Origin of the sequence: Pandoraea bronchicola (assembly GCF_902459805.1) — a bacterium.
In the GTDB taxonomy this organism is placed as follows: Bacteria; Pseudomonadota; Gammaproteobacteria; order Burkholderiales; family Burkholderiaceae; genus Pandoraea; species Pandoraea bronchicola.
The window spans coordinates 455,748-480,078 of record NZ_CABPST010000003.1; the positions used below are offsets into that span (position 1 = coordinate 455,748).

The 24,331-nt window shown below is 62.0% G+C and carries 18 protein-coding genes; 11 read left to right on the plus strand and 7 right to left on the minus strand.

What is annotated here, in order from left to right; genetic code table 11:
• Positions 1 to 72: 72 nt before the first annotated feature.
• The 3 genes from folD to PBR20603_RS09690 form a co-directional block, all read right to left on the minus strand.
• Positions 73 to 927 carry a bifunctional methylenetetrahydrofolate dehydrogenase/methenyltetrahydrofolate cyclohydrolase FolD gene (gene folD / locus PBR20603_RS09680; protein WP_150559301.1) on the minus strand — a complete coding sequence of 285 codons (855 nt, stop codon included), beginning with the start codon at positions 925 to 927 and terminating at the stop codon, positions 73 to 75.
• A 350-nt stretch (positions 928 to 1,277) separates the two neighbouring features.
• Positions 1,278 to 1,922 (minus strand): response regulator transcription factor, encoded by a 645-nt coding sequence (locus tag PBR20603_RS09685; RefSeq protein WP_107337388.1) that lies wholly within the window; start codon positions 1,920 to 1,922, stop codon positions 1,278 to 1,280.
• A complete protein-coding gene (locus tag PBR20603_RS09690; RefSeq protein WP_246174500.1) occupies positions 1,919 to 4,402 on the minus strand; it encodes a PAS domain-containing sensor histidine kinase in 2,484 nt (827 codons plus the stop codon). Before PBR20603_RS09690 ends, PBR20603_RS09685 begins: the two co-directional genes overlap by 4 nt.
• Before the next feature lie 341 nt (positions 4,403 to 4,743).
• Between PBR20603_RS09690 and aceE the strand changes: the two genes are divergently transcribed.
• The 4 genes from aceE to lpdA all read left to right on the plus strand — a co-directional run bounded on the left by aceE (position 4,744) and on the right by lpdA (position 11,666).
• Entirely contained in the window at positions 4,744 to 7,431 is a 2,688-nt protein-coding gene (aceE, locus tag PBR20603_RS09695; protein WP_150559302.1) for a pyruvate dehydrogenase (acetyl-transferring), homodimeric type, read from the plus strand.
• Positions 7,432 to 7,528: 97 nt separating this feature from the next.
• On the plus strand, positions 7,529 to 9,190 hold the full coding sequence (gene aceF / locus PBR20603_RS09700) for a dihydrolipoyllysine-residue acetyltransferase (protein ID WP_150559303.1): 1,662 nt from the start codon (positions 7,529 to 7,531) through the stop codon (positions 9,188 to 9,190).
• Between the two features lie 83 nt (positions 9,191 to 9,273).
• Positions 9,274 to 9,855 (plus strand): Ntn hydrolase family protein, encoded by a 582-nt coding sequence (locus PBR20603_RS09705; RefSeq protein WP_010807268.1) that lies wholly within the window; start codon positions 9,274 to 9,276, stop codon positions 9,853 to 9,855.
• Positions 9,856 to 9,875: 20 nt separating this feature from the next.
• Positions 9,876 to 11,666, plus strand: a complete 1,791-nt coding sequence (gene lpdA, locus PBR20603_RS09710) for a dihydrolipoyl dehydrogenase (protein WP_150559304.1) — start codon at positions 9,876 to 9,878, stop codon at positions 11,664 to 11,666.
• 388 nt (positions 11,667 to 12,054) lie between these two features.
• Here the strand turns inward: lpdA and PBR20603_RS09715 are convergent, their stop codons facing one another.
• Positions 12,055 to 12,615: a phasin family protein gene (locus tag PBR20603_RS09715; protein WP_150559305.1), complete on the minus strand. Its 561-nt coding sequence runs from the start codon at positions 12,613 to 12,615 to the stop codon at positions 12,055 to 12,057.
• Positions 12,616 to 13,098: 483 nt separating this feature from the next.
• Here PBR20603_RS09715 and PBR20603_RS09720 point away from each other — a divergent pair, with 483 nt between their 5' ends.
• The 4 genes from PBR20603_RS09720 (at position 13,099) to pbpG (ending at position 17,356) form a co-directional block, all read left to right on the plus strand.
• The gene (locus tag PBR20603_RS09720; RefSeq protein ID WP_150559306.1) at positions 13,099 to 14,040 is read left to right on the plus strand and encodes a histone deacetylase family protein; all 942 of its coding nucleotides are present in this window, start codon (positions 13,099 to 13,101) and stop codon (positions 14,038 to 14,040) included.
• Positions 14,037 to 15,038 carry a DMT family transporter gene (locus PBR20603_RS09725; RefSeq protein WP_150559307.1) on the plus strand — a complete coding sequence of 334 codons (1,002 nt, stop codon included), beginning with the start codon at positions 14,037 to 14,039 and terminating at the stop codon, positions 15,036 to 15,038. The genes PBR20603_RS09720 and PBR20603_RS09725 overlap by 4 nt, the downstream gene beginning before the upstream one ends.
• Positions 15,039 to 15,083: 45 nt before the next feature.
• Positions 15,084 to 15,899 carry a nitroreductase gene (locus PBR20603_RS09730; RefSeq protein ID WP_150559308.1) on the plus strand — a complete coding sequence of 272 codons (816 nt, stop codon included), beginning with the start codon at positions 15,084 to 15,086 and terminating at the stop codon, positions 15,897 to 15,899.
• A 188-nt stretch (positions 15,900 to 16,087) separates the two neighbouring features.
• Positions 16,088 to 17,356, plus strand: a complete 1,269-nt coding sequence (gene pbpG / locus PBR20603_RS09735) for a D-alanyl-D-alanine endopeptidase (protein ID WP_150559309.1) — start codon at positions 16,088 to 16,090, stop codon at positions 17,354 to 17,356.
• Positions 17,357 to 17,576: 220 nt separating this feature from the next.
• On the opposite strand, the gene PBR20603_RS09740 is transcribed toward pbpG, so the two are convergent.
• Positions 17,577 to 18,404 (minus strand): IclR family transcriptional regulator, encoded by an 828-nt coding sequence (locus tag PBR20603_RS09740; protein ID WP_150559310.1) that lies wholly within the window; start codon positions 18,402 to 18,404, stop codon positions 17,577 to 17,579.
• Between the two features lie 273 nt (positions 18,405 to 18,677).
• On the opposite strand from PBR20603_RS09740, the gene PBR20603_RS24115 reads away from it, so the two are divergent.
• From PBR20603_RS24115 to PBR20603_RS09755, 3 genes are all read left to right on the plus strand, one after another.
• Positions 18,678 to 20,321 carry a hypothetical protein gene (locus PBR20603_RS24115; protein ID WP_174977860.1) on the plus strand — a complete coding sequence of 548 codons (1,644 nt, stop codon included), beginning with the start codon at positions 18,678 to 18,680 and terminating at the stop codon, positions 20,319 to 20,321.
• Positions 20,322 to 20,411: 90 nt separating this feature from the next.
• Entirely contained in the window at positions 20,412 to 21,137 is a 726-nt protein-coding gene (locus PBR20603_RS09750; RefSeq protein WP_150559311.1) for a (Fe-S)-binding protein, read from the plus strand.
• A gap of 79 nt (positions 21,138 to 21,216) precedes the next feature.
• Positions 21,217 to 22,626 carry a lactate utilization protein B gene (locus PBR20603_RS09755; RefSeq protein ID WP_150559312.1) on the plus strand — a complete coding sequence of 470 codons (1,410 nt, stop codon included), beginning with the start codon at positions 21,217 to 21,219 and terminating at the stop codon, positions 22,624 to 22,626.
• Positions 22,627 to 22,745: 119 nt separating this feature from the next.
• On the opposite strand, the gene PBR20603_RS09760 is transcribed toward PBR20603_RS09755, so the two are convergent.
• Entirely contained in the window at positions 22,746 to 23,405 is a 660-nt protein-coding gene (locus PBR20603_RS09760; protein WP_150559313.1) for an amino acid ABC transporter permease, read from the minus strand.
• 113 nt (positions 23,406 to 23,518) lie between these two features.
• A complete protein-coding gene (locus PBR20603_RS09765) occupies positions 23,519 to 24,316 on the minus strand; it encodes a cystine ABC transporter substrate-binding protein (RefSeq protein WP_150559314.1) in 798 nt (265 codons plus the stop codon).
• Positions 24,317 to 24,331: the final 15 nt, after the last annotated feature.

The following is a 24,331-nucleotide window of genomic DNA, read 5'->3' on the forward strand; positions in this document are numbered from 1 at the left end:
CCGAAAGCAACAAGGGCGCATCCGGCCCGTCGGTCGGCTGCGCCCTATGGGCAGTGCGGTGCTGCGTAGCGATCAGGCGCTCAGTGTGCGTTCGGCCGCCTCGATGGTGTTCACGAGAAGCATGGTGATCGTCATCGGGCCGACGCCGCCCGGCACCGGCGTGATGTAGCCGGCCACATCCTTGACGCCGTTGAAATCGACATCGCCGCACAGCTTGCCTTCGTCGTCACGATTCATACCCACGTCGATCACCGCTGCGCCCGGCTTGACCATGTCGGCCGTGACGATGTTGCGCCTTCCCACGGCGGCGACGATTACGTCGGCATTGCGGGTGTGAGCGGCCAGATCGCGCGTCTTGCTATTGCAGATCGTGACGGTGGCACCAGCCTGAAGCAGCATCATCGCCATCGGCTTACCAACGATGTTGGACGCACCGATCACCACGGCCACGGCCCCACGCAGCGGGAAGTCCACCGATTCGAGCATTTTCATGCAGCCATACGGCGTGCAGGGACGGAACAGGGGCGCGCCGGTCATCAGGGCGCCGGCGTTCGAGACGTGGAAGCCGTCGACATCCTTTTCCGGGGCGATGGCCTCGAGCACCTTGTGGCTGTCGATGTGTTTGGGCAGGGGCAGTTGCACGAGGATGCCGTTGATCTTCGGATCGCGGTTGAGTTCGTCGATACGGGCAAGCAAGGCGTTCTCCGTCAGGTCTGCCGGATAGCGGTCGAGCGACGAATACAGGCCGTTGTCTCCGCAAGCCTTGACCTTGTTACGCACATAAACCTGGCTGGCAGGGTCCTCTCCGACTAGAACCACGGCGAGACCGGGCTGATGGCCGCGAGCGGTGAGGGCGGCGGCGCGCGTGGCAACTTCAGCGCGAATGCGTTTGGCGAGGGCGTTGCCGTCGATGAGGGTGGCGGTCATGATGCGTGGGTATCGTGTGAAGGATGGGGGCTGGCCCAAAGGGCCGGATACGGCAGCGCCGGTCAGGCGGGTGACGGACGCAAAGACCGTATTATAACGGCGCGCCGAAACGGGCGGGAGAGGGGGAGCGGCCCGGAACGGGTATTCAGGTATCTGCCTTCAGCCGTTACCCGACGGTCTTGGGGACGAAGTGCTTCGTCAAACCGGCGTCGCTCGATGTCGCTGGCGAGCAACGCCATACGCAGACCGACCGGTCGGCGATCCTCCGGCCGGTAATCCGACACCTGTCGGTGCATTGACGAGGTGCCATGCCTGCAGCGGTCTGCGCCTTGCGCAGGGGGTAGTCAGGGTTAAGGGCGAGGTGATCCGCTTGAGCGCTTGGAGAGTGCAAGGCGGAGCAAATCGGCGACGGTATTGACGTTGAGCTTCTCCATGATGTTGGCGCGGTGCGCCTCGACCGTTTTGATGCTGATGCCAAGATCGTCGGCGATCTGCTTGTTCAGGCGGCCGGCAATAATGCGCTCAAGCACCTGATGTTCGCGGCTTGTGAGCTTGGAAAGCAGGTCCTCGGCGGCTTGCTGCTCACGTTGACTGCTGGCGTCTTGCCGGGCCTTGGACAGCATACGCTCGACTTGGGCGCGAAGTTCCGCCTCGTCGAAAGGCTTTTCGATGAAGTCCATCGCGCCTTTCTTCATCGTGTCGACCGCCATCGGCACGTCGCCGTGGCCGGTGACGAAGATGATCGGAATGTTGAAGCGGTTTTCGACCAGCTTTTCCTGTAGCTCCAGCCCGCTCATGCCCGGCATGCGGACGTCGAGAATCAGGCAGCCGACCTGATGTCCGTTGTAGTGCGAAAGAAATTCCTCTGCGCTTGCAAAGCCTCGCACATGGTAGCCATTGGCTTCGAGAAGCCAGCGAAGCGAGTCGCGGACGGCCTCGTCGTCATCGACAACGAAGACGGTTTCTTGGTCAATATTGCTGTTGGGTGTCGTCATAGTCCTCCCCCGGATCCGGATGTCGTATCGCCTTCTAACGGTAACAGAATACAAAATGTACAACCATTCCGCACGCCGTCGATTTCATTGTTTTCTACCCAAAGACGGCCGTGGTGCGATTCGATGATCGAACGGCAGATATTCAGGCCCATGCCCATGCCGTCCGACTTCGTGCTAAAAAACGGTTCAAACAATCGTTCGATGGTCGCTTCGTCGACGCCGGGTCCGTGATCCGAGACCTGGAATTCGACCGATTTGTCCCGACGTTCCACGTGCAGACGTACCGTAGAGTCCCGTCGTTGGCCCGGCGGCGGCGTGTAGCCGTGCATGGCCTCGGCGGCATTCTTGAGCAGGTTGACAATCACCTGCTCGATGAGCACCGGGTCGACGTTGATCTGCGGCAGCCCTGCCGGCAACTCGGTGACGATACGGATGCGGCGTTTGCGCGCCTCGATCTCGGCGAGGCCCACGGCATCTGCCACGATCTCATAAATCGATGACGGTTGGCGCTTGGGTTCGCTGCGTTTCACGAATGCGCGAATCCGCTTGATGATCATGCCCGCACGAACCGCCTGCTGGGACGTTTTCTCCAGCGCGGGCAATAGCGTTTCCGGCGACGTTCTGCCGGCGCGCACGAGGGCCGCAGTGCCCATGCAGTAGTTATTGATGGCGGCGAGCGGCTGATTCAGTTCGTGAGCGAGCGATGAGGCCATCTCACCCATCGTCGTCAGACGTCCCGTGAACTGCAGGCGCTCTTCCTCTTGACGGGCCAGTTCTTCGGCATGGCGCCGCGCAGTGATGTCGGTCGCCACCTGCAACTGCGCCAAATGGCCATCCACCCACTGAATATATTGGCGTCGGACTTCGAACCATTTCTGGTGCGTAGGCAGATAGATTTCCTGTGTCTCCGCGGCAGTGTCGGTGAGCGAGGCGGCAGGCAAACCGGCAAATGCATCAACCATGTCGATGTGGTCGAGCGAGGCCGGGGAGAGTTCGCCGCCGCCTGACAACTCCAGGTGGCCTTCTGGGCGCGTGCCGAACAACTGGCGGTAGTAGCGGTTCGCGAATAGCAGCTCGGCCTTGTCGACGGCGAGCACGGACACCGACGCGTCAAGGCTTTCGAGCACGGTGGTAAACCGTTCGTGGGCTGCGGCGAGTTCCTCGCGCGCTCGCTTCGGCTCGCTGATGTCGGTCAGCGACGACATCCAGCCTGTCTGACGGCCATGCGCATCCACGAGCGGCGAGACGAACATGCGTGCGTAGAAAATCGTACCGTCCTTGCGCTGCACACGAATTTCGAAACCGTGCGAGGGAGCCTTGCCACGCAGCGTCATGTCGATGCGGCGCTGCATCTCATGGATGTCATCCTTGGGCCAGTAAGGATAGGGCGGAGCCCGGTTCATGAGATCGGCCTCGTCCCAGCCCGTCATCCGGCAGAACGCGGGGTTCACATAGGTGATGTGGCCCTGAAGATCGAGCACGCGCATGCCGATCACGATGGAGTTTTCCATCGCACGCCTGAACGACGTCTCGTTGAACAGCGCCTGTTGTGCCTCGAACCGCTGGCGTGTATGCCGCCAGAGACTCCAGAGACTCCATAGGACGAAGCAGGACAACCCGGCAATCAGCCAGACGAGTGTGTTGTTGACGAAGTTGCCGACCGCTGGATACGAGTAGATCCGCACGGCAAGACTGTGGCCGGGTGGATCGAGCAGCAACTCGTACGAGACGTCGCGAGGCAGGGGCGGGCGTGTCGATGTCGTCGCCAGCTCGTTGTTGTGTGTGTCGATGAACGACACCTTGAATTTGTCGCCCAGCTCCTGCGGCAACTCGTGAATCAGCAGGCCCTCCACGGAGTACACGGCGCTGATCGTGCCGAGGAATTCACGCTCGCGCAGCACGGGGACCTGCACGACGATGTAGCTTGCCCCTGAGGCGTCGTAGATCAGCGTGGAGTAGGCCGAACGGCGCGAATCGCGCGCTGCGCGAAACGCGACCAGGAGCTCATCCTCCATCGGATGCTGAGCCGACCCCTGCAAACGCGAGGCGAATGGCGAGTCGGCCGGCACCGCCCACTTCGGGCGTTGGGATGCATCGAGCCAGTTCATGAAGACGATGTCCGCATGATTCTGCATCAGCTCGCTCGCCGTATTCTGAAAGTGCGCGACGTCCTGCGGCTTTGCCGCCGTATCGCGAGCGAGGGAGCTGATCTGGTCTTGAATGGCCAGCATATTGAGGCGGATCTGCTGCTGCGCCCATGCCACATTCCGATACAGCGTGTCCTGCTGCTGCTCTGTCTCTCGCCGATTCAGGCTCCACAGGATCAAACTCATCACCACGAGGAAGATCACAATGGAGACGAGCGGAACCAGCAGGTAGTAATGCGACTCCGCGAACCCTTGCAACCACCGGTTGGAGCGGGCAGGCGTAGTGGCGGACCGGGACGGCGGAGCGGAATTGGCAAGGCGTGGCGAAAGCATGGCGAGATTGTAGCGCAGGCCAGCCGGTTTCCCGCTGCCCGAACTTGATACGAATGCTTTTCGGATGTGTCCGATGTTTTTGGTAAGACGACAGCGCAAAGTGCTGCTGAGACCGATCGGTACGCTTCTAAATCGTGGTGTGATAGTGCCAGCAACCCCTTGATTTTATGTGCACTGCAGCAGAATTCCGTATTGTGAAATTTGCTATCGTAATCTGAAATTTCGCTTGCGGAGGCAGGAATAACCTTCGTACAATGCCCCGGTAAAAAAGCCGGTGGGCCCGTCCATGAAGCGGGTATCGACCGTTACGCCAACCCGCTAACGACAGACAAGGAGACACCATGTCCGCCGTACCTGAAGAAGCCCTGAAGATCGTGTCCCCTGCGGACGCTGATCCCCAAGAAACGCAAGAATGGCTGGCCTCGCTCGAAGGCGTGCTGGCTGCGGAGGGCCCGGAACGTGCCCACTATCTGCTCGAGAAGCTGATCGAGTTCGCCCGCATTAATGGCGAACATCTCCCGTTCTCGGCTAACACCCCCTATATCAACACCATCCCCGTCGACCAGCAGGCCCGTATTCCGGGCGATCAGGATATCGAGCACAAGATCCGCTCGTACACCCGCTGGAATGCGATCGCGATGGTGCTGCGCGCCGGTAAGGACACGAACGTCGGTGGCCACATCGCTTCGTTCGCCTCGGCAGCCACGCTTTACGACGTCGGTTTCAACCACTTCTGGCACGCACCGTCCGACAAACACGGGGGCGATCTGGTCTTCGTGCAGGGGCACTCGTCGCCGGGCGTGTACAGCCGCGCATTCCTGCTGGGCCGTCTGGAAATGACGCAGCTCGAGAACTTCCGTCAGGAAGTCGACGGCGGCGGTCTGTCGTCGTACCCGCACCCGTGGCTGATGCCGGACTTCTGGCAGTTCCCGACGGTGTCGATGGGGCTGGGCCCGATCATGGCGATCTACCAGGCCCGCTTCATGAAGTATCTCGAGTCGCGCAATATCGTGAAGACCGACGGCCGCAAGGTCTGGGCGTTCCTTGGCGATGGCGAGACGGACGAGCCGGAATCGCTCGGTGCCATCGGCATGGCTGGTCGCGAGCAGCTCGACAACCTCGTATTCGTGATCAACTGTAACTTGCAGCGCCTGGATGGCCCGGTGCGCGGCAACGGCAAGATCATCCAGGAACTCGAGTCGGAATTCCGTGGTGCCGGCTGGAATGTCATCAAGGTCATCTGGGGCAGCCGCTGGGATTCGCTGCTCGCACGCGACAAGAAGGGCCTGTTGATGAAGCGCATGATGGAGTGCGTGGACGGCGAGTACCAGACGTACAAGTCGAAGGATGGCGCCTACGTTCGCGAGAACTTCTTCAACACGCCGGAACTCAAGGCGATGGTTGCCGACTGGTCCGACGAAGACATCTGGGCGCTGAACCGCGGCGGCCACGATCCGCACAAGATCTACGCGGCCTATCAGTCCGCCACGCAGCACAAGGGTCAGCCGACCGTCATCCTGGCCAAGACCATCAAGGGTTATGGCATGGGCGAAGCCGGTCAGGCCATGAACATCACCCACCAGCAAAAGAAGATGCCGGTGGAGTCGCTCAAGAAGTTCCGTGACCAGTTCAAGCTGCCAATCACGGACGATCAGATTGCCGACGTGCCGTACCTGAAATTCGAGGAAGGCTCGAAGGAACTGGAATACATGCGCGCTCGCCGCATGGAACTGGGGGGCTACCTGCCGCAGCGCCGCACCAAGGCCGCTTCGCTGCCGGTGCCCGCACTGGCCGCATTCGACGCGCTGCTCAAGGCGACGGCCGAAGGCCGCGAGATCTCGACGACGATGGCGTTCGTGCGTATTCTCAATGTCCTGCTCAAGGACAAGGCACTGGGTCAGCGTATCGTGCCGATCGTGCCGGATGAGTCGCGCACCTTCGGTATGGAAGGCCTGTTCCGCCAGATCGGTATCTGGAGCCAGGTCGGTCAGCGTTACATCCCGCAGGATCAGGATCAACTGATGTTCTACCGCGAATCCGAGAGCGGTCAGATTCTGCAGGAAGGCATCAACGAAGCCGGTGGTATGTGCGACTGGATCGCTGCCGCGACGTCGTATTCGACGCACGGCGAGACGATGATCCCGTTCTACATCTTCTATTCGATGTTCGGCTTCCAGCGCATTGGCGATCTGGCATGGGCAGCCGGCGACATGCGCGCTCGCGGCTTCCTCGTGGGTGGCACTGCCGGTCGTACGACCCTGAACGGCGAAGGGCTCCAGCACGAAGACGGCCACTCGCTGCTGTGGGCGTCGTCGATCCCGAACTGCCTGCCGTACGATCCGACGTTCGCGTACGAACTCGCCGTGATCGTTCAGGATGGTCTGCGCCGCATGGTGCAGGATCAGGAAGACGTGTACTACTACCTGACCGTGATGAACGAAAACTACGCGCATCCGGCCATGCCGGAAGGCGTGGAGCAGGACATCCTGAAGGGGATGTACGCATTCCGTCGCGGTGCGGATGACAGCAAGGCACCGCGCGTGCAACTGCTGGGTTCGGGCACGATCTTCAACGAAGTCATCGCCGCTGCCGAAATGCTCAAGAACGATTGGGGTGTCGAATCGGATCTGTGGAGCTGCCCGAGCTTCACGGAGCTGGCCCGCGAAGGCAATGACGTCGCGCGCTACAATCTGCTGCACCCGACCGAGACGGCGCGTCTGACGCATGTCGAAAAGTGCCTGAACGACACCCGTGGTCCGGTCATCGCATCGACCGACTACATCCGCACGTACGCTGACCAGATTCGTCCGTTCGTGCGTGGCCGTTACGTGGTGCTTGGCACCGACGGCTATGGCCGCTCGGATACGCGTGAGAAGCTGCGTCACTTCTTCGAGGTGGATCGTAACTGGGTCACGGTCGCTGCCCTCAAGGCGCTGGCCGATGAAGGCACGCTGCCGGCGAGCAAGGTCGCCGAAGCGATTGCCAAGTACAACCTGGATCCGAACAAACCCAACCCGATGACCGTCTAAAGGCCGCTTCGCGCGGCGTGCGCGACCGTCAGCCGCCCCCTGGCGGCAGGCGGGCGCACGCCGCACGTCAAGCGCAGCCCCGAGGAGACTGTGGAAAATGAGTCAAGTGATCGAAGTGAAAGTCCCGGATATCGGTGACTTCAAGGACTTGCCCGTCATCGACGTGCTGGTCAAGGCGGGCGACAAGATCGATGCCGAGCAGGCCCTGATCACGCTGGAGTCGGACAAGGCCACGATGGATGTGCCAAGCCCGGCCGCCGGTACCATCAAGGCGCTGAGTCTGAAGGTCGGCGATGAAGTATCCGAGGGTTCCCTCATTCTGACGCTCGAGACGGCGAACGGCTCGGGCGCACAGGCCAGTGGAGCGGCTGCACCTGCGGCTGCCCCGCAAGCTGCCGCACCCGCCGCGGCGCCCGCAGCAGCCCCGGCAGCCGCACCCGCTGCCAGCGGTGCGACGAGCCAGATCGACGTAAAGGTGCCGGACATCGGCGGTTACGACAATGTCCCTGTGATCGATGTGCTCGTGAAGGTGGGCGACACCGTCACGGCTGAGCAATCGCTCGTCACGCTGGAATCCGACAAGGCGTCGATGGACGTGCCGAGCCCAGCGGCAGGTGTCGTCAAGGAATTGAAGGTCAAGGTGGGCGACAAGGTGTCTGAAGGCACGTTGATCGTTGTGCTCGAAGGCGCTGCACCGGCTGCCCCGGCCAAGGCCGCAGCGCCTGCGGCAGCCCCGGCTCCGGCCCAGAGCATCGCCCCGGCAGCGCCGGCGCCTGCCGCGGCTGCGGCACCTGCGGCCGCACCGGTGGCTCCCGCCCCCGTAGCAGGTCATCAGCCAATCAGCCACGCTAGCCCGTCGGTGCGTAAATTCGCCCGCGAACTGGGCGTGGACGTGACGCAGGTGAAGGGCACCGGGCCGAAGGGCCGCGTGGTCGCCGACGACGTGCGCAACTTCATCAAGAGCGCGCTCGCGGGCAACCGCCCGGCGGCCGCAGGTGCAGCATCGGCAGGGGGCGGCGAACTGAATCTGCTGCCGTGGCCGAAGGTCGACTTCTCGAAGTTCGGCCCGGTCGAGCCGAAGGCGCTCTCGCGTATCAAGAAGATCTCGGGCGCGAATCTGCATCGCAACTGGGTCATGATTCCGCACGTCACGAACAACGACGAAGCGGATATCGGCGAACTCGAAGCCTTCCGCGTGCAGTTGAACAAGGAAAACGAAAAGGCCGGCGTCAAGGTGACGATGCTCGCTTTCGTGATCAAGGCCTGTGTCCTGGCCCTGAAGAAGTTCCCGACGTTCAATGCGAGTCTCGACGGCGACAACCTCGTCTTCAAGCAATACTTCCATATCGGCTTCGCGGCGGATACGCCCAACGGTCTCGTTGTGCCGGTCGTTCGCGATGCGGACAAGAAGGGTGTGTTCGAAATCGCGCGTGAGACCTCGGAACTGGCCAAGCTCGCCCGTGAAGGCAAGCTCAAGCCGGATCAGATGCAGGGGGGCTGTTTCTCGATCTCGTCGCTCGGCGGTATCGGCGGCACAACCTTCACGCCGATCATCAACGCACCGGAAGTGGCCATTCTCGGCTTGTCGCGTTCGTATCAGAAACCGGTGTGGGACGAGCGCAAGCAACAGTTCCTGCCGCAACTGACGCTGCCGTTGTCGTTGTCCTACGATCACCGCGTGATCGACGGCGCCGAAGCCGCGCGCTTCAACGCTTACCTGGGCCAACTGTTGCAGGACTTCCGTCGCGCAATGCTGTAACAGGCAGACGCCGCCGGCTGCACGTAAGTGCAAACCGGCGGCGCTCGCGCGACAGCTTCAGGATCTGGACGGGGAGGGGCATCATGACCACCGTGGTAGTCGTCAAGAAGGCAGGTGAGATCGCCATTGCTGCCGATTCGCTTGTAACGTTCGGCGACACAAGACTCTCACAATCGTACGAGGAGAATCGCAAGGTTTTTCTCGTGGGCGATTCCTATGTCGGTCTTGCCGGCACGACCGCGCACTTTCCGGTCATGCGCGCCATTCTTTCCGGCATGGCAGACGAATGCCGTCTGCACTCGCGTGACGAAGTGTTCCGCACGTTCTGCCGCGTCCATCAGAAGCTTAAGGAAGAGTATTTCCTCAACACGAAGGAAGAGGAAGACGATCCGTACGAGTCGTCGCAGATCACCAGCGTGATCGCGAATCCGACCGGCATCTACGGGGTTTATTCCTACCGGGAAGTGTTTGTTTTCGATCGGTTCTGGGGGATCGGCTCGGGGCGCAACTTCGCGCTCGGTGCCATGTACGCCCTCTACGACCAGGATCTGAGCGCTAGCGCCATCGCCGAAGCGGGCGTGAAGGCAGGGGCAGAGTTCGACAAGAGTTCCGCCGGCCCGTTTCAGGTGCATGCGTTTCCGATCGATACCACCATCAAGTCATAAATGCGACAGGGAGACCCCGCATGAGTCTCATCGAAGTCAAGGTGCCGGACATCGGCGCAGAGGGCGTGGATGTCATCGAAGTGATGATCAAGCCCGGCGACAAGATCGCCAAGGAAGCATCGCTCATTACGCTGGAATCCGACAAGGCTTCCATGGAAGTGCCTTCCGAAGTGTCGGGCACGGTCAAGGAAGTGAAGATCAAGGTAGGCGACAAGGCTAGCCAAGGCACGCTGATCGCGCTTATCGAAGCCGACGACGCAGGGGCTGCCAAGGCCGCTGCCCCGGCTGCGGCGTCCGCACCGTCGACGCCTACGCCTGCTGCGCCCGCGGCAGCCGCCGCGCCCGCAGCGCAATCGAGTGCGCCGGCGCCGGTCGCTGCCAAGCATAGCGGCGGCGCTGACACCGAATGCGACGTGCTCGTGCTGGGCGCCGGTCCGGGGGGATACTCGGCCGCGTTCCGCAGTGCTGACCTGGGCCGCAAGACGGTGCTCGTCGAGCGCTATGCAACGCTTGGCGGCGTCTGCCTGAATGTGGGTTGCATCCCGTCGAAGGCGCTGCTCCACACAGCAGCCGTCCTCGAAGAGGCGCAGTCGCTGGGGCATCACGGTATCTCGTTCGGTAAGCCCGAAGTCGATCTCGACAAGCTGCGCGCCTACAAGGAAAGCGTTGTCGGAAAGCTTACGGGCGGTCTGGCCGGCATGGCCAAGATGCGTAAGGTGGAAGTCGTGCGCGGCGTGGGCAGGTTCCTCGACCCGAACCACATCGAAGTCGTGGCTGAAGACGGCAGCAAGCGCACGGTGAAGTTTGCGCAGGCCATCATCGCTGCGGGTTCGCAAGCGGTGAAGCTGCCGTTCCTGCCGGAAGATCCGCGCATCGTTGATTCGACCGGCGCGCTCGAGCTGCGTCAATTGCCGAAGAAGATGTTGGTCATCGGCGGCGGCATCATCGGTCTGGAAATGGCGACGGTCTACAGCGCACTGGGTACCGAGATCGACGTCGTGGAAATGCTCGACGGCCTGATGCAAGGGGCTGACCGTGATCTCGTCAAGGTCTGGGAAAAGATGAACGCGAAGCGCTTCGGCCGCGTCATGCTCAAGACCAAGACCGTGGGTGCCGAAGCCAAGCCCGATGGCATCTACGTGAAGTTCGAGGGCGAGGCTGCGCCGGCTGAGCCGCAGCGCTACGACCTCGTGCTGGTCGCTGTGGGCCGCAGCCCGAACGGCAAGAAGATCGGTGCCGAGAACGCGGGCGTGTCGGTGGGGGATCGCGGGTTTATCTCGGTCGACAAGCAGATGCGCACCAACGTGCCGAACATCTTTGCGATCGGTGACATCGTGGGGCAGCCGATGCTTGCTCACAAGGCCGTGCACGAAGCGCATGTGGCCGCGGAAGCTGCTGCGGGCGAGAAAGCTTACTTTGACGCCATCCAGATTCCATCGGTCGCTTATACCGATCCGGAAGTGGCTTGGGCCGGCAAGACGGAAGATCAACTGAAGGCCGAGGGCGTGAAGTACGGCAAAGCCGTGTTCCCGTGGGCGGCATCGGGCCGCGCTATTGCCAACGGCCGTGACGAAGGCTTCACCAAGCTGCTGTTCGACGAAGAGACGCATCGCATCGTTGGCGGAGCCATCGTTGGCACGCATGCGGGCGATCTGATTGGCGAACTGTGTTTGGCTGTTGAGATGGGCGCAGACGCAGTCGACATCGGCAAGACGATTCACCCCCACCCGACGCTGGCCGAATCGATTGGCATGGCAGCGGAGATTTACGAGGGGGTTTGTACCGACGTCCCGCCGGCTCGCAAGAAGTAACCCGCGTCGGCATCGACGCCTGGCATCGAGCATTTGCGATGCAGGCGTCGAGGCAATGCGATGCCGGAGCTTCGCAATCGCTCAGTCAGAAGCCATTGCGCAGACCGGAAGAAGGCCGTCATTCCGATTCGGGATGGCGGCTTTTTTGTGCTTATCGCGTCGGCGAAACGCTTCGCCGAGCGCTCGCCTCGCGAGTCGCCCATGACGTTCGGTCAACAGGGTCGCCGCGAGGAAGCGGGGGCGCTGAAAAAAGAAAAACCCGGCGTTCAGCCGGGTTCGAAAGGTACCTTCGGTACCGAGGAGACAACTGGGTGTCGCTGCATCAGCTTGAGACGCAGCGTCAGATTTTCAAGTGTCCCTCGTGACAGCGCTATAAAAGCGCTATCGATTACTTCTTGGCGCTGGCAGCACGCGAAGCCTGAGCCGCAGCCTTCGATGCGACGTTGGTCGCGGCAGCGAAGTTTGTCTCGGCGATTTCAACCGCTTGCTTGGTCGCCTTCTGCACGCTGTCGAACGCGCTGTTGGCAGCCGACAGGGCCGACTTGGCGAGTGCAACAGCCGATTCGGAACCAGCCGGTGCGTTCTTGGCCAGGTTGTCGAACAGCGCTTGCATATTGTGCGAGCCTTCGGCCAGTTGCGCTTCAGCCACCTTGGTCACTTCGGCTTGCGTCGACGAAGCGATTTCATACAGGTGACGGCCATACGCGAGTGCCTTTTCGGCAGCCGGTTGGACGAGGTTGGCTTGCAGGGCGAGCAGCTCTTGCGCGTCCTTCACAGCGAAAGCCTTCTGCGCGGTCGAAGCGGATTCGGCCAGCGATGCCTTAACGGCTTGCAGATTCAGCTCGACCAGCTTTTCAACGCCTTCGAAAGCTTTGTTGGTCAGACCAAACAGGGTTTCGAGGTTGGCTTTGTGGGCAGCAGCGAGTTGTTCGGGGGTCAGAAACGACATGGCGTTCTCCTATGGTGTCATACACAACATATCGACCCACTCCGTGTTCGCTGGTTGGTTCTCACCTTATTTCGGTGAAAACACGGTTGGGGCCTCTCAAATGGATGCGATTTCTTTTGTGCATCGCACAATTGCAAGTGTAGAGATATTTTGGTGAGTGTCAAGTCTTTTTTGTGCGCCGCACAAATTCAACAAAAGCTTACAAAATCAAAAGCTTGAGATCCCGTGGCGAAAGCATGGCACCGCATTGCGGCGAATTTTTTAGACAGCCCGGAAAGCCTTGATTGGTGCGGCTTCGCACCGTTTTGGCGCCCCGGCGCACCATGCGCGGCGATGGTACTATCGTCGGGTTCCGGCACTGGCGGAACGGTAACGCGCGCGAGATAACAACACCTTTTCGAGGGTGTCCCGAGCGTTTCCTCCACCGGTGTCGACGTCGTTCAACGCCTTTTTGCGTGCCGCACCCGCCGGCCACTCGTGTCGATGCAAGCGTTCTACAGCGACCATTTCGTCCTGCCATTGCCGCCCGGACATCGGTTTCCCATGGAAAAGTACGCCCGTCTGCGCGAGCGCGTTGCTGGCGAGTTGCCGGAAGTCGCATTAGCCGAGGCGTTTCCCGCAGACGACGTGATGCTGGGTCGCGCCCATTCGCTGGACTACGTGGCGCGCGTGAGCGCTGGCGAGTTGAATCCGAAAGAGCAGCGCGAAATCGGGTTTCCGTGGTCGCCGCAGATGGTCGAGCGTTCACGCCGGTCTGCCGGGGCGACGGTGGCTGCGTGCCGTGCAGCGCTCTGCGATGGCGTGGCGGCGAATCTCGCCGGGGGGACGCATCATGCCTATGCCGATCGTGGGGAAGGGTTCTGCGTGTTCAACGACGCCGCCGTGGCAGCGCGAACGATGCAAGCCGAACTCGGCCCTGATACGCGCGTCGCGGTCATCGATCTCGACGTGCATCAGGGCAACGGCACGGCGGCCATTTTCGAGCACGACCCGAGCGTCTTCACGCTGTCGCTTCACGGCGAACACAACTATCCGTTCCATAAGGCGAACGGCGATCTCGATGTGGCATTGCCGGATGGTTGCGGCGACGAGGAATATCTCGTGGCACTCGGTCACGCGCTGACCGATCTTTTTGCGCAGTTCACACCGTCGCTTGTGATTTATCTGGCCGGGGCCGATCCGCTGGAAAACGACCGGCTCGGCCGACTTGCCCTCACGCACGATGGGTTGCTCGCGCGCGACCGTCGTGTGCTGACTGCGTGCGCCGAGCGAGGGCTGCCGGTGGCCCTCGCGATGGCCGGGGGCTACGGCCGCGACATCGAACAGACCGTTGCCGCGCATTTCGGGACAATCCGTCTGGCTACTCAGTTTCAACGTGCGAGCCGCCGTTTGTATCGTGCGCCGGCGGGTGGTGCTCTCGTATGAACGAGCGTCAGACGGCATCGCAACATTCCACCCGTTCGGCCACGGGGCAAGCCGCGGCGAGCGCCACACGCTTTGGCATCTGGAGCGCGACCATGCCGTGGTGGTTCGTGCTGATCTGGAGCACGGGCTTCATCGTTGCCAAATATGGAATGCCGAATGCCGAACCGCTGACCTTTCTCGCGCTGCGCTTCGGCGCCACACTGCTGATCATGCTGCCCATCGCCGTATTGACGGGCACACCTTGGCCCGTGCGGCGCGCGAGTCCCGGGGCAGAGGGGGCGGCCGGGCGCATCGACTGGACGCTTATTACGCACCTCGCCGTCTCCGGCATTCTGATTCAGGCGGTGTATCTCGGCGGCGTATGGGCCGCGATCAAGCAAGGGGCGCCGGCAGGACTGGCGGCGCTGATCGTTGGCATTCAGCCATTGCTGACAGCGCTTTTCGCACGTGTGGTCGGTGAGCCCGTCTCGCGACGCCAATGGCTTGGGTTGCTGTGCGGATTCGTCGGCGTCGGGCTGGTCGTGGCCAACAAGGTCGGTGTTCGCGGCATCGGTGCGGGGGCTGTGACGTTGTCGGTCTTGAGCCTGTTCGCGATCACGGCCGGCACGCTCTATCAAAAACGCTTCTGCGCGCATTTCGATTTGCGCGTCGGTACGGTCGTGCAGTTCGGCGCGGCTTTCTTAGTGACGCTGCCTGCGGCGTGGGCACTCGAGACCATGCAAGTGCGCTGGAACGCCGAAATGATCGGCGCGCTCGCGTGGTCGGTGCTGGCACTGTCGATCGGTGCTATTTCGTTACTCTTCCTCCTGATCCGGCATGGGGCGGCGACCAAGGTCTCCAGCCTCATGTATCTCACGCCTCCGACCACCGCCGTCATGGCGTGGCTGTTGTTCGGCGAGACGCTGTCTCCTCTGAGTGCCGCGGGGATGGTCGTCGCGGCGCTTGGCGTCGCGCTGGTGATCGAGCGGCGGGCGGCGCCTGCCGCACCCGCATCGTAGACCGGGTCGCCCAATTCCGTTCATTGTTTGCCGCGAGCAAAAGCCATGAAACAAGAATATCTGCGTGCGCAAGCCGCACAGCCATCGCAAAGCGAGAGTCCCTCGGCAACTGGTCTGCCCGTGCAGCCCTTGGCTGGGGAAAGTACCCATCGTCCTGATGTCAACGATAACGCCGGGCTGCGCGTGGAATATGTTGACGAGGCGATTCGCAGCCGGCGCTCGATTCGGGCCTATCTGCCAACGCCGGTGCCGCAAGCTACCGTCGCCGAAATTCTCTCGGTGGCGTCGCGTGCGCCGTCGGGGAGCAACATCCAGCCGTGGCAGACCTATGTGCTGACCGGTGAGGCATTGAAGTCGCTTACGACACGTCTGCTGGACGCATTTAACGACCCGGCGCAGCGGTTGATGCATCAGGAAGAGTATGCGTACTACCCGCGCGAGTGGAGCGAGCCTTATCAGGCACGGCGTCGCAAGGTGGGCTGGGATCTCTACAGCCTGCTGGGCATCGGACGCGCCGATAAGGAGCGCATGCACGGGCAGCACGCACGCAACTTCACGTTCTTCGATGCGCCGGTGGGATTGATCTTTACGATCGATCGACATCTTGAGCAGGGGAGTTGGCTGGACTACGGCATGTTCCTGCAAAGCGTGATGGTCGCGGCGCGGGCACGCGGGCTCGATACCTGTGCCCAGGCGGCGTTTGCCACGTTCCATCGGGTCATTGCCGAGGCGCTGCGATTGCCGGAGACCCGGATGGTCGTGTGTGGCATGGCGCTGGGTTATGCAGACGCGGAGGCGGTCGAAAACCGGCTCGTCACGGAGCGTGCGCCCCTGGATCAGTGGGCGCATTTTTTGAACTAACGTATATCAAGAGGTTGGCGTAATTTGGCAAATTTTGGCGGTTGTGCAATTTCTCGCGTTGCGCTGCACAAAACTGCCAGATGCCGGTTTAAGTATTTCAGCTAAGTCATTCATATTGCTTATTTTTTCGGAAGTTACTAAACTTCTCCCAACCTCGTTGCCTGCCAACCTCACGCTACCCCCAATTTATGTACGCGATCACGACTCTTGCGCGTCTGTGCCGCTCCCGCCTCTGGGGTGCTGCCGTCGTGGCGATTTCGCTCGCCGCCGGTGCCCCGGCAGTCACTTACGCCGCTGGTAAGACGAGCGAATGCTCGCCCAAGACGGCCAAGACTGCTGCCCAGAAGCGCGCGTGTGCCAATCCCAAAGCGACGAAATCCGTCGCCGCTTCCCAACCCGGTGCCAAGCGTGCCGTTGCCACGACCGCTGCTCGCGAATCCAGGAGCGTGAAAGCGGGCGGCAAGGCGCGTAAGCTGGCCGCCGTCGATGACGACGGCGCCGCAGCCAAACGTGTCGCCGTCAAACGTGTCGTCTACAAGAACGGCAAGCGCCGTGTCGTGACGTCTTATCGCACCGTCAACTTTGCGCCGCAAGCGCCTGAGCGTCTGTCGACGGGCCGTGCGTTCGGTCTGCACGAAACGCCCGACGCGCTGGCACTGCGTTCCTCGGTGGCTTATGTGATTGATGAGCGCACCGGCGAATCGCTGTTCGACAAGAACTCGCAAGCGGTGCTGCCGATTGCCTCGATCTCGAAGCTCATGACCGCGATGGTGGCGCTCGACGCCGGTATCCCGATGACGGACGTCATGGAAGTGACGGACGAAGATCGCGATTATGAGAAGGGCACGGGCTCGCGCCTGTCGGTGGGCTCGCGCCTGTCGCGCGAAGATATGCTGCACATCGCGCTGATGTCGTCGGAAAACCGTGCGGCTGCTGCGCTGTCGCGTTATTTCCCGGGTGGCCGCCCCGCATTCCTGGCGGCGATGAACCGCAAGGCGAAGCAGCTCGGCATGAACGACACGCACTTCAACGATCCGACGGGGCTGTCGAGCCAGAACGTGTCGAGCGCTCGCGACCTCGTGAAGATGGTCAAGGCCGCTTATCAGTACCCGGCGATCCGCCGTTTCTCGACGGATACCAATTACGACGTCAATACCGGTCGTCGCGAATTGCACTATGTCAGCACCAATCACCTGATCGGTCATCCGGGCTGGGAAATTGGTCTGCAGAAGACGGGCTACATCAACGAAGCCGGTCAGTGTCTCGTGATGCAAGCCAATGTCGATGGCCGTCCGGTGATCATGATTCTGCTCGATTCGACCGGCAAGTATTCGCGCTTCGCCGACGCTACGCGCGTTCGCAAGTGGCTGCTCGAAGGCGGCGGTGCTACACCGCAACGCACGGCGGGCACGACGCCCACGGCTCAGGTCGCAACCAACAGCGAACACGCACTGTAAGCCGTGTCACGTTAAGTTGCGCGACGCCTGTCGGGCCAACGACCCAAGCAAAAGGCGCTCCCTCGGGAGCGCCTTTTGCTTTGTGCTGCGGCATACGCAAGGTTCGATACCTGTGCCGTGTTGACGCCTCACGCGAACGTGCGAGCCATGCGCGAGACCGTCGGCGCGCCGAGCGCCAGTGTGGCGCTCGATTCGGATGCGTGGAGCGGGGCGCTCCGGCTTACTCGGCCGTGGCGATCTGCGACTGGCCGCCGCCCACATCGGGGTTCGGCGGGTGAAAGCCGAGCGACGCCGAAATGAGCAGCGCGGTCTCGTTCAGATTGGCGAGCCACGCGTCCTGCAACCGGTCGGCAGGCGCGGACAGTGAAAGCCCGGCAACGAGCTTGCCGCTATCGTCGTAGATGCCTGCGGCAATGCAGCGCACGCCCAGCTCGAGTTCCTCGTTATCGCGCGCATAGCCGGACTTGCGCACGTGGCTCAGTTCGCGCTCGAGTTTTTGCAGATCGGTGATGCTGTTGCGCGTGTGTCCCGACAGACCGGTGCGCGTCGCGTACGCGCGTACGCGTGCCGCTTCGTCGGCGGCGAGGAAGAGCTTGCCGACCGACGTGAGATGCAAAGGTGCATGACCGCCGATGGCACGCACCACCTGCATGCCCGAGCGCTCGCTGTAGGCGCGTTCGATGTAGACGATTTCGTCGCCCTGACGTACCGACAGGTTGACCGTCTGCCCGGTGATGCGATGCAGGCCACGCATTGGCGTGAGAGCCGCATCGCGCACCGAAAGACGCGCTTTGACCAGATTGCCGAGTTCGAGCAGCCGCATGCCGAGACGGTACGTGCCCGGATCGCAACGATCGACAAAGCGGCAAGCCACCATGTCGTTCAGGATGCGGTGCGCGGTCGACGGATGAAGTTCGGTGGCCTGCGCCAGCTCCTTGAGACTGACTGGGTCGGCATGGCCGGCAAGTGCATCGAGCAGACGCATCATGCGCTCGATCACCTGAATGGACGTGCGCGACTCCGTGCCTTGACTACTTTCGTCTTTCATGGGGTAGGGCCGAGTTTCGTATAGGGTTGATTCTATATCATATTGTGAAAAATTCGCAGACTTCCCGTAGAGGACTTCTGCGAAAAAGCGGTTTCCAATACGCGGCGGCGACCCGTGGATTGCGCGTCCGGCGCGTCCGGCGAGGCGTGACGGGCGTGTCACGGGAGAGCGTCGTTGCCGCAGTAACCGTCGACCGAAACCGAAAGTGGTCTTGCGCTCGCGTGCCTATCATTCCCTTGCCATTTAATTCGGTGTCCGGTCGGATCGGAAGATGTGGCCAGCACCATAAAGGAGGCGCTGGGAATGTATGGGTATGTTTATGCGCCGGCGGCGTCATGGCCGCAGCGGAAGTGCGAACTGAAGCAAAAGGCCGCCGCGAACGGAAAGTCGATTGCCGATAAGCACGCGGAAATCGTCCGGCAGTTTCAGCAGATCGCAAACACAAAGGCGCAGTTGGGATTAAGCAGTGAGTCGATCGCCAAACTGGAGAGCGCCTTTTTTTCGACGTACAAGAAAGCGACCTCAGGGTATTGGGGAGGTGGGCTTTGGGATGGGTTCTACCGATACGCCTCCAACCCCAGCCGTCAGGGCTTGTACTTTCTGGTAGGCGAGCAGTTGCGTGATCGCGATATCGAAAGTCTTACGCCGTCCGCCCGCCGGTTTTCGATGATTCTGGGGCATTTGGCGGATGCGCTACGAAAGGAAGACGAGATCATGCGCAAGTGCGGCGAGATGATCGCGCGGTCGACGTCGCTTAGGAATGCGACATTTGAGGACATTGATGCGGAAAGGGCCGAGTACGCACAGATCGGAGCCGCGTGTATGGACGTGCTGGCCGAAATCGAGCAGTGCCTGGACGCGGCGCGCGAGACGACCAGACGGGGGGCCAAGGAAGTGTGGCCGGAGAAGAAGCACTTCGGGAAGCGCTTTGCGATTTCGGCCGCGCTGTATTGCATGGCGGGCGGCATTGCGATTGCGGGGCTGATTGCGTCGAGCGGCACGCTCGCCGTCGTTGGGGTGGTGCTCACGATGGTCATTCGTGTCGTCAGCCTCGGGAGCATTCGCGGCTTTGACCGTGAGCGGGGGTGGAAGTCGATCGAGAGTCTATTGGCGAGTACAAAGCAACTCATTGAAACGGAGGGGGCAACGATGAAGACGTACCTGGATATCAGTGACCGGCGTGCCGCGTTGGCGCGTGAGGATAGGGTGTGGGATCTGCTAACGGACTTGAGGACTCAGACGCGGGGCCTTAACGGGCGGGTCAGCGCCATGGCGGAACAAGTGAGTAGCGTCGTTTCCGGCATGGACTCTCTGCGCGACAACGTTGGGCAACGGTTCGATGCAATGGAGCAGCGGTTTGGAGCCGTGGAGCAGCGGTTCGGAGCGGTGGAGCAGCAGTTCGGGGCCGTGGAGCAGCGGTTCGGAGCCGTGGAGCAGCGGTTCGGAGCGGTGGAGCAGCGGTTCGGGGCCGTGGAGCAGCGGGTCGGGGCAGTGGAGCAGCGGTTCGGAGCGGTGGAGCAGCGGTTGGGGGCAGTGGAGGAGCGGTTCGGGGCAGTGGAGGAGCGATTCGGGGCAGTGGAGGAGCGGTTGGGGGCAGTGGAGGAGCGGTTCGGGGCAGTGGAGGAGCGATTCGGGACAGTGGGGGAGCGGTTCGGGGCAATGGAGCAGCGTTTCGAAACCATGGAAGTCGGTATGGAAACGGCGCTGACGACAGGCTTCAGCGGCGTTGAAAGCAAGCTCGATGATTTCAGAAGTGATCTGCAGCGCTTGTCGCGAGTACAGGAAGCCATGTCGGCGCGACTGGCGATGGCGATGCCGGCGACATATCCTGCTCAGGCTGCGCGCAGCAACCGGCCGATGCCCGAGCGGGCGAACTCGTGGAGCCCTTACACACACAGCAGTGCCCGCAGAGTGTAAGCGTCTGCGCGATATGCGGGAATCCACGCTGGGCCGGTCCGGCCCAGCGACTTATAATGGCGCATTATTCCCGAAAAGAGGATTCCCCCAATGCGCGTCGGACTCTTTGTCACATGTCTTATCGACATGATGCGTCCGGAGATCGGTTTCTCGACGCTCAAGCTGCTCGAGACCGCCGGCTGCGAGGTCGTGATTCCCGATTCCCAGACCTGCTGCGGCCAGCCCGGCTATAACTCCGGCGAGCGGGCCATCGCCCGCGATCTCGCCCAGAAATTCCTCGATGAATTCGAATCGTTCGACTATGTCGTCGTGCCGTCGGGATCGTGTGGCGGCATGGTCAAGGCGCATTACGGCGATCTCTTCGCCGACGACCCCGAACTGATGGGGCGCTACGAGCGGCTGCGTCCGCGCGTGTTCGAACTGACCGATTTTCTCGTCAATGTGTTGCACGTCGATGCCGTGCCCGGCGATTACAACGGCGAAGTCACTTACCACGACGCCTGCTCAGGACTGCGTGAGCTTGGCGTCAAGACGCAACCGCGCGCATTGCTCGCGAAAATGCCCGGCGTCAAGATGACCGAGATGAAAGACTGTCAGGCTTGCTGCGGCTTCGGTGGCACCTTTGCGCTCAAGTACGGCAACATTTCGACGGCCATCGTCGACGAGAAGTGCGCCAACATTGCCGCGAGCGGCGCGCCGGCTGTCGTGCTTGGCGACCTCGGGTGCATGCTCAACATCGAAGGGCGACTGCGCCGCACCGGCGACACGAAGACGCGCGTATTGCACATCGCCCAGGTGCTCGCCGGCGATGCCTGAGTTTGCCGCAGTCCTTCCGACATTCACGCCCGTGCGCGCGGTGACGCGTGCCGGCAGCCATCACTTCTCGTGAGTCGCGATGCAAGTTCAATCGATGCAGTTCAAGGCGCGTGCCGGGCAGAAGCTCGCTGACCAGCGTCTGCAAGCCAACCTCAAGAAGCTGTCGACCAAGTTTGTGACAGCGCGGGCGACCGCCATCGAAGAGATCGACTTCGAAGCGACGCGCGAGGCCCTCAAGGAGCGTCGCAATCGCGGGATCGAGGCGCTCGACGTCTGGCTGGAAATCTTCGAGCGCGAAGCCACGCGACGCGGCGCGACGGTGCTGTTCGCGGAGTCGACGCAAGACGCCGCACGCCTGATTGCCGAGATCGCCCGCAAGCATGACGTGAAGAAAGTGATCAAGTCGAAGTCGATGGTCACTGAGGAGTTGCAGCTCAACAAGGTGCTCGCTGATATGGGCGTGCAGTCGGTCGAGACAGATCTGGGCGAGTACATTCTTCAGATCAACGACAACGAGCCGCCGTCGCACATCATCGCACCGGTCGTGCACAAGGATAAGGACGAAGTCGCTGACCTGTTCGCCCGCGTTCACCACAAACCGCGTCTGACCGATATTCCGGCAATGACGCGTGAAGCGCGCGAGATGCTGCGCCCGCAGTTTCTGTCGGCCGATATGGGAGTGACCGGTGGCAACTTCCTCGTGGCGGAAACGGGCTCCGTGGCCGTGGTGACCAATGAGGGCAACGAAGGCATGTGTACGATCATGCCCCGCGTGCATGTGGCGGTGACGGGCATCGAGAAGGTGTTGCCAACGCTCGAGGATCTGGCGACGGCGATGCGGCTGCTGCCGCGCTCGGCGACCGGGCAGGGGACGTCGAACTATTTCTCGCTGCTGACCGGCACGCGAGCCGAGGGCGAAGTCGACGGCCCCGACCACATGTACTTCGTGCTGGTCGATGGCGGGCGCACGGGCCTGATCGGTGGCGCGTTCCAGGAGATGTTGCGTTGCATTCGCTGCGGCGCCTGCATGAACCATTGCCCGGTCTATCAGAAGATTGGCGGGCATGCATACGGCTGGGTGTATCCGGGCCCGATGGGGTCGGTGCTCACGCCGAGTTATGTCGGGCTCGAGAAGACGCTGGATTTGCCGCAGGCGGCGACGCTGTGCGGCGAGTGCAATCGCGTCTGCCCGGTGGGGATTCCGATTTCCGATCTGCTGCGCAAACTGCGCGAGCGTCAGGTCGATCGTGGTCTGCGCCCCTGGCAGGAGCGCGCGGCGCTGGCTGCGTGGGCATTTGCGGCGCGTCGTCCGCGTCTCTATGCCGCGCTCTCGGGTCTGGGGTCGTGGGCGTTGAGGCGGATGGGGCGCGATCGCGGCAGCATCTCGAAGCTGCCGTTCGGCGGTGGTTGGACCGACACGCGTGAAATGCCCGCCCCGAGCGGCAAAACGTTCCGCGCGATGTATCGAGAGCGGCGTGCGCCGCGATGAGCGAGCCGTGATGTTGAATCACCGGTGCCGTCAATGCACCGGTGACGAAGCCAAAAAGCCGGACCCCGAATGTCATGGGCAGACAACAGGGGCTCCGGCTTTTTTTGTGCCCGCGAGGTTCAGCTTCGGGCCGGTAACGCGAGACGCTTTTCGATGCGCCGCTGCAGTGCCGACAATCCGGTCGACAGAACCCAGTAGATTGCGGCACACGCGAGATAGAGCGGCAGCGGCTGATACGTCGACGCAATGACCTCCTGCGCTGAGCGCAACAACTCCGTCACGGTAATGACCGAGACCAGCGATGTGTCCTTGATCAGGCTGATGAGGCTGTTGCCGAGGCTCGGTACGGCGATCCGCAGGGCTTGCGGCGCGATGACGTAGCGCAGCGTCTGCCAGTAAGACAGGCCGAGACTGTAGGCCGCCAGCCATTGGCCACGCGGCATGCCTTCAAGGGCGCCTCGCATGCTCTCCGACAGGTAGGCGCCGACGTTCAGACTGAGCGTGAGGACACCGGCCGGTGTCGGGTCGAGGGAGATGCCGATGCCCGGCAGGCCGTAATAGATCACGAAGATCTGCACGAGCAGCGGGGTGCCGCGCATGATGCTGACGTAGGCGCGGGCGATACCACGAAGCACGCGGACTTTGCCGATGCCCATGATTGCCACGATGACGCCGATCGCCAGACCGAACACCATCGACATCAATGCGAACTTGATCGTGAGCACCGTGCCCTGCAACAGCACCGGCATGGATTGGGCAGCGAGTTCGAATGGATTCATGGGGGGATTTCGGATGGTAAATCGTGGGCCGGAAAAACGACGGCCGGCACTCGCGTCATTTGCGTAGTGCCGGCCGTGATGCGACCGAGGCGTGTCGCTGCGCGGCTTGCGTATTACTTCGCCGGCTTGGAGACGTCCTCACCAAACCACTTTTCCGCGAGCTTGGCGAGCGAGCCGTCCTGCTTCATGCTCGAGAGTGCATCGTCGATGGCCTTCGCGAACTTCGGATTGCCCTTGCGGAACGGAATGCCGACCGATTGGTTGGCGCCTTGCAGCACCGCCCCGGGACGCAGCGGCAGGTTCGACGTCTTGATGAGATACGCCAGCATCAGGCGATCGTTGAGCGCGGCATCGATGCGACCGGCAGCGAGATCGCGCAGATACTCGGGCGCGCCCGGGTAGGTGCGCACGTCGATGCCAGGCACTGCTTTCGCGAGCTTGTCGTAGTTACTGCCGAGACTCACGCCGAGCTTGTGGCCCTTGAGGGCGTCGAGCGAAGTGAATTCGCGCTTGTCGTCCTTGCGCTGAATGAGCTGGGCGGCAGAGTAGGTGTACGGCTGGCTGAAGTCGAGCGACTTCTGGCGCTCATCGGTGATGGCGACCTGATTGACGATGACGTCGAACTTGCCCGCCACGAGTCCACCGATAATGCCGCTCCACTCCGTCGTCACGAACACGGGCTTGACCCCGAGACGCCCGGCGACGGCCTTGGCGACATCGACATCGAAGCCGTCGAGCTGACCGTCGGTGCCGCGATAGTTGAACGGCGGGTAGGTGCCTTCGATGCCGATTTTCAGCACGCCTGCGGACTTCACGGTGTCGAGCAGATCGGCGGCGCGGGCGGGCGTGGTGCCCATGAGCGCCGCTGCGGTCAGCGGTACGAGGCACAGCGTCTTGAGCCAGGCTTTCATGATGATGAAGTCTCC